Below are 6,395 nucleotides of genomic sequence, written 5' to 3'. Positions count from 1 at the left end.
CCGAGAAATCGGAGGTTTTTTTTATGATTTTATTTCAGATTCTCATTCAAAACCCACAATTACTCATTTACGGATTAACTTCAAAAAGGATAACTTATATTTGTTTATCAAATAATGTGTATGAAGAAGTTATACCTTTTATTCTTTTTATATTGTTGTAGTTTTACATTTGTTTTCGGACAAAATAAAGTAGGAGACAGTTTAAAGAATGTCTTGAATCAAACAAAAAATGACATTGAAAAGGTGCAACTTCTCAATGAGATTGCTGATTATTATAAAAGCAGTAATCCGGTTTTGATGAATGAATATGCTAGTAAAGCATTAGTGTTAGCAAAAAAAATTAACTATCAGACAGAAGAAGGAACTGCTTTGCTTAATTTGGGAATTACCAAAATTATTACAGGAAATTATCCCGAGGCGTTAGATTTTTTTTCCCAAGCAAAATTGATTTATGAAAACGAGCTTGCTGTTAATTTAAAAGATAATCTTAAACTTAAAAACGGGTTAGCCAGAGTGTATGGAAGTATGGGAGTAGTTTTTTCGGAACAAAGTAATTATGCAAGAGCACTTCAACATCACCTTAAAGCCGTTTCCATTTATGAAGAAACAAAAGAACAAGAAAAATTAGCACGGGTTTATAATAATATTGGAATTGTTTACCGAGCCCAAAACGAAGATTTTAAAGCGTTGGATTATTTTAGCAAAGCTCAAAAAATTCAAGAAAAATTAGGTGATCCAACGGTCGGAATAACGTTAACAAACATTGGTAATCTACAATTAAAACAAAATAACCTCAAAGAAGCAGAAGATTATTATACGAAAGCAAAATACTATTTTGAAAAATTTCCTAATCCGCGTGGTTTAGGTGAATTGTATAATAACTTAGGGTTGCTTTATAAGAAAAATTCAACTTCAGAAAAAGCATTGGAAAGTTGGAATTTGGCTTTACAATCATTCGATTTAATTGATGATAAATTCGGAAAATCCGACACGTATCTGTTCATGGGAGACTATTTTTATGAACAAAATAATTGGAATGAAGCGTTGAAACATGCTCAAAAAGCAGCTGAATTATCCAAACAACTTAATGTTCTGGAAGGAAGAGCTTTAGCAGAAAAATTAATGAGTTCTATTTATGAAAAACTCAACCAGCCTGCAGAAGCGTTCAAACATTTCAAATTATATAAAACAGCACAAGACAGCTTGATTAATCACGAAAACATCAGAAAGAGTGTGCAAGCCGAAATGAATTATGAATTTGAAAAGAAAGAAGCCATCAAGAAAAAAGAGCAAGAAAAGAAAGCATTACTTTTAACCGAAAAATCTAAAAGACAAACTTTACAAACCATTTTTATAGCCTTGTTTGTATTGCTTTTGTTGGGAATTGCTTTTTTGATTTACAATCGTATTCAGTTAAAGAAAAACTTAACATTACAAAAAGAATTGGCAGAATATGAGCAAAAAGCGTTACATCTTCAAATGAATCCGCATTTTGTTTTTAATTGTTTGGGATCCATCTCGAGTTTTATTGTTCAAAACGGAACAGATTCGGCTATCAAATACTTATCAAAATTTTCCAAATTAATGCGATTGACTTTAGAATACTCCAAAGAGTCACTCATTCCGATTGATAAAGAAATTGAAAGTTTGCAAAACTATTTAGAATTAGAACAACTTCGTTTTAATAATGTTTTTGAATTTAACATATCAAAAAGTCTGGAAATAGAAGATGATATGGCTTTACCACCTTTATTATTACAACCATTTGTGGAAAATGCCATTATTCACGGCTTAATTCCTAAAAAAGAGAACGGAACAATTTCGGTTGATTTTTCGATAGAAAAAGATAATCTGGTTTGCACTATTTTGGATGATGGAATCGGGTTTGATAAATCCAAAGAAATCAAAGAAAATTTGGTAGCTATTCATAAATCGATGGCATTGGATATTACCAAAAAACGATTAGAAATGATGGAAGCATCTACCGCTCAAAAAGCCAAAGTGGAAATTAAAGAAATAAGAAATGATTTAGGAGAAATTCAAGGCACAAAAGTCGTACTGAATTTACCAATCCAATATATAAAATAACAATAAACGGTTTGTGTTTTAACTTGAAACCTTAAACTTGAAACTTGCAATTTAATCATGACAACAGCCATATTAATAGACGACGATGCCAACTTGAGAGCCGGAATGCGACAAATGCTTTCGCGATATGCTCCTGATATTTCAATAATAGGAGAAGCAGATAGTGTGCAATCCGGTGTGGAAACCATTAACCGATTGAAACCGCAAGTTTTGTTCTTAGATATTCAATTAACAGACGGAACCGGTTTTGATGTGTTGGAACAATTGGCGGAACTTAACGGAAAAATCACTTCGCAAGTGGTGTTTATAACGGCTCACGAACAATATGCCATTAAAGCATTTCGGTTTAGTGCATTAGATTTTTTATTAAAACCCGTTGATCCGGATGAATTGCAAAAAGTGATTGGAAAGATTAATCAGGTTTTATCCCAAAGTGATAACTATGCTCACATTGATTTGTTATTGGAGAACATTCGCAGAAAAGTAGATAATTTCAAACGAATTGCACTCTCCACTTCAGACGGAATTCATTTGTTTGAAATCAGCGATATTATTCGATGTGAAAGCGAAGACAATTACACCAAGTTTTATATCAAAAACAATAAACCGATTTTGATTTCCAAAACCTTGAAAGAATATGAAGAATTGTTAACAGAACATGGTTTTGAACGCATTCATCAATCGCATTTAATCAATTTGGCTTATTTGAAATCGTATATCAAAAAAGACGGCGGTTATGTGGTGATGGCAGATAATAGTAATCTTCCTATTTCACAACGAAAAAAAGAACGATTGCAAGAGTTATTGAAATCATTTTAAATTCTAATTCAAAACCACTAGATACTCATTAATCGATTTTTAAACTAAAAACATAAATTAAATTAGCTAAATAAATTTTCAAATTAAAACGATCATGAAAAAATTTCTACATTCATTTCTAATACTAATTTTCTTGAGTTTGTCTTCGTTACTAAGTGCTCAAGACGAATTGACTCCTATTACTGCTTGTGATACAATTGGTAATGGTACTGCTGAATTTAATTTAGTTTTTGCTTTTGAAGCGTATACATTGTCTGGAACAACCCCTTCCACACATGCGATTGCATTTTATGAAACTGAACAGGAATTATTGGATCGTGAAAATCCAATTATTTCTTATACAGATTATACAAATATTTCTAATCCCCAAACCATTCATGTTCGATTAGAAAATATTGAAAATAGTGCTGATTTTTTCTATTACACAGTCAATTTAGTAGCCCATCCTCCGGTAGTGATAAATGAGCCAATTAATTTATTCAGTTCGTCCGGTTTCTTTGATTTAACAGTGAACGAACCTATTATTTTGGGTGCCAGTACAGGGTATGAATTGGCTTTTTTTGAAACAAATCAAGACGCAGCAAATTTTGCTAATCAGCTAGCTAATCCAACATCTTATTTTTCTCAATCTCCTTCTCAAACAATCTGGGTAAGAGTCGTTGATAGTTCTACGGGTTGCTTTGAAATAACTAGTTTTATAATTTATAATACAGATGGTGATTTGCCTATTCCATCTAGTATCACACAATATATTTGTGATGACAATTCAAACGGTTTAGTCGTTTTTGATTTAGAGACTGCTATTCCAACTGTTCTGGGTGATTTAAATCCTAGTGAATATACTTTTTCATTTCATAGCACGCAACAAAACGCACTAAATAACATAAGTCCTATTTTAGATACAGCCAATTACATAGCAGGTGGAATGGGCTGGGTTGTATATTGTAGGGTGCAAAACATTGCTACAAATGAAGTAGGTTACACACAACTTTTACTAAGTGTTAAAAGAAAGCCAGTAGTTTACACTATTCCGGATCTTGTAGCCTATCAAGGAATTGATTTTACGGGAACAGCTTCATTTGATTTAGTTCAGGAAGTTGCTATGGGTGAATTTATCATTCTACCTAACCAAGAAAGCGGAACAATTGACGTAAAATTCTATTTAACAGAAAGTGATGCTATAAATGGAATAAATGATTTAGGTTCATCAGGTGCAAATTTATCAGCTTATGTTAATGTGTCAAACCCGCAAACAGTTTATATTGGTGCAACGAATAACTCAGATGGAGTTCAAGGGTGTGAAGCTACCTATTCAAGTTTTCAATTAAGAGTGGAAGCCGGCGATGAAGAAATTGTTTTTATACCGGATGCCAATTTTAAAGCTAAAATTTTGGAAGCCGATGTTACTAATTCTATAGCACAAAATCTTTCTTGGCAAAATATAAAAGTTGATGCCAATGATGATGGGGAAATTCAAATAAGCGAAGCAAGAGCAGTAGGTTCACTTACTGTTTCCAACGCAGTAATTGCCGATTTAACAGGATTGAATAGTTTTATTTACCTAAGAACTTTCGATGCACGAATAAATCAAATCACAACTATCAATACAACGGGTTTGCATTTTATGGTTAATCTTTACTTAGAAAATAATCCACTCACAGAAGCAACTTTGGTCGATTTAAATAATATTGTGATGTTAAACCTGAGCAATACCACTCTGAGTCATATTGATTTGAGTCAAACTTTTGGTGGTTTTGAGTTCTTTTGCTCCAATACACCCAACCTTACCTCTTTGAACGTTAAAAATGGCGTTCCAGGTAATATCTATTTAGGCTTAGGAGAATGGGAAAACAACGAAATAATTAACACAACTGCATTAGAATTAATATGTGCAGATGATTTTAACGTTAGTAGTTATATTGATTTCCTTAATATGTTTCAAAATGCCGAAGACATTATTGTTAATTCTTATTGTTCATTTAGTTCAGAAGGAAACAACATTATTTCAGGAACAGTAACCTATGATTTTAATAATGATGGCTGTGGTGAAGGTGATATTACTCGTTTTACAAAAATTGTACTAAATGATGGAACACAAGAAGGAGCATCTTTTAGCAATGACGAAGGAAATTATCTATTTTATACACAAGCAGGAGCTTTTACATTGAATGCTCAACTTGAAAACCCAAGTTATTTTACAGTTACGCCAACTAGTTCCACAGTTAATTTTCCCTTGGTTGATGGAAGCCAAGAAATAGTAAACTTTTGCATTACACCAAGCGGAACTCATCCTGATTTAGAAGTAGTTATTGCACCATTAATACCTGCACGTCCCGGATTTAATGCGACTTATCAATTAGTTTACAGAAATAAAGGTAATACAATTTTATCGCAAGACTATGGTTTAAGCTTTTTCTATAATCAACACCTTATGAGTTTTATTTCTGCTACTCAAACTCCTGAAAGTCAAATTGAAGGAGCTGTAAATTGGAGTTATGAAGATTTATTGCCTTTTGAAAGTAGAAGCATCATAGTTACATTTTTAATTAATGCCCCTACTGATGCTGAAAATCCGGTAAATATTGATGATGTGTTGACTTTTACTTCCATAATTACGCCACAAACAGGAGACGAGAATGTAATTGATAACACGTTTATTTTAAATCAAGTAGTTGTGGGTGCGTATGACCCGAATGATATAACTTGTATCGAAGGCGATGTAGTAAGCCCGGATTTAATTGGAGAGGAATTGCACTATGTAATCCAATTTGAAAATACAGGAAATTTTTATGCCGAGAATATCGTTGTAGTAATGGATATTGATGAAACTAACTATGATGTTTCCAGTTTAAAAGTTTTAGAAAGTTCTCATGATATGCGAGCACAAGTAAGAGGAAATAAAGCCGAGTTTATTTTTAACAACATTTATTTAGATTCAGGTGGTCATGGAAACATTTTACTAGTGATGAATTCAAAAAACACACTGATTAATGGTGATTTCGTAAAAAGTAAAGCGAATATCTATTTTGATTACAACTATCCGATTACAACTAACGAGGCTAAAACATTATTTGAAGCTTTAAGTGTTGTAAATCCAATTTTAGAAAATTTGATAACCATCTATCCAAATCCCGTAAAAGATATCGTTAATATAACCATCAAAAACAATTCAACCATCAAAACCATTGAATTGTATGATATTCAAGGAAGATTATTGCAAACGCAATTGGTGAATGATATCACTTCCGAATTAAATTTATCATCACGAGCAAACGGAATGTATTTTATAAAAATTAATACTGATAAAGGAAGTAAAGTAGAAAAATTAATTAAAGAATAAGTGGTTTAAATTAATTTTAGTTAGAAAAACTCACGTATTTTCATGCGTGAGTTTTTTGTTTTCCCTATAGCTATAGGAAATTAGCAATATTTATACTAAATTTAACGAAATCGTTTCGAATAAAATTTTAACAATCCTACTTTATTTC

At 31.9% G+C, this 6,395-nt stretch carries 3 protein-coding genes; all 3 read left to right on the top strand.

The window, feature by feature from the left end; genetic code table 11:
- The first annotated feature begins 120 nt into the window (after positions 1 to 120).
- The 3 genes from B4N66_RS00435 (at position 121) to B4N66_RS00425 (ending at position 6,247) form a co-directional block, all read left to right on the top strand.
- Positions 121 to 2,088, top strand: coding sequence for a tetratricopeptide repeat-containing sensor histidine kinase (locus B4N66_RS00435; protein WP_291091622.1), 1,968 nt, complete (start codon positions 121 to 123; stop codon positions 2,086 to 2,088).
- A 57-nt stretch (positions 2,089 to 2,145) separates the two neighbouring features.
- The gene (locus B4N66_RS00430; protein WP_291091620.1) at positions 2,146 to 2,907 is read left to right on the top strand and encodes a LytR/AlgR family response regulator transcription factor; all 762 of its coding nucleotides are present in this window, start codon (positions 2,146 to 2,148) and stop codon (positions 2,905 to 2,907) included.
- Between the two features lie 94 nt (positions 2,908 to 3,001).
- Positions 3,002 to 6,247 carry a T9SS type A sorting domain-containing protein gene (locus tag B4N66_RS00425; RefSeq protein ID WP_291091618.1) on the top strand — a complete coding sequence of 1,082 codons (3,246 nt, stop codon included), beginning with the start codon at positions 3,002 to 3,004 and terminating at the stop codon, positions 6,245 to 6,247.
- Positions 6,248 to 6,395: the final 148 nt, after the last annotated feature.

Source organism: Flavobacterium sp. UBA2787 (assembly GCA_002352205.1).
Lineage (GTDB): Bacteria > Bacteroidota > Bacteroidia > Flavobacteriales > Flavobacteriaceae > Flavobacterium.
This window is presented reverse-complemented; position numbering and strand designations above follow the sequence as displayed.

Excerpts from the sequence above, each read along its gene's own strand:
- B4N66_RS00435 (WP_291091622.1), top strand. The coding sequence starts at position 121 with ATGAAGAAGTTATACCTTTTATTCTTTTTATATTGTTGTAGTTTTACA.
- B4N66_RS00430 (WP_291091620.1), top strand. The coding sequence starts at position 2,146 with ATGACAACAGCCATATTAATAGACGACGATGCCAACTTGAGAGCCGGA.
- B4N66_RS00425 (WP_291091618.1), top strand. The coding sequence starts at position 3,002 with ATGAAAAAATTTCTACATTCATTTCTAATACTAATTTTCTTGAGTTTG.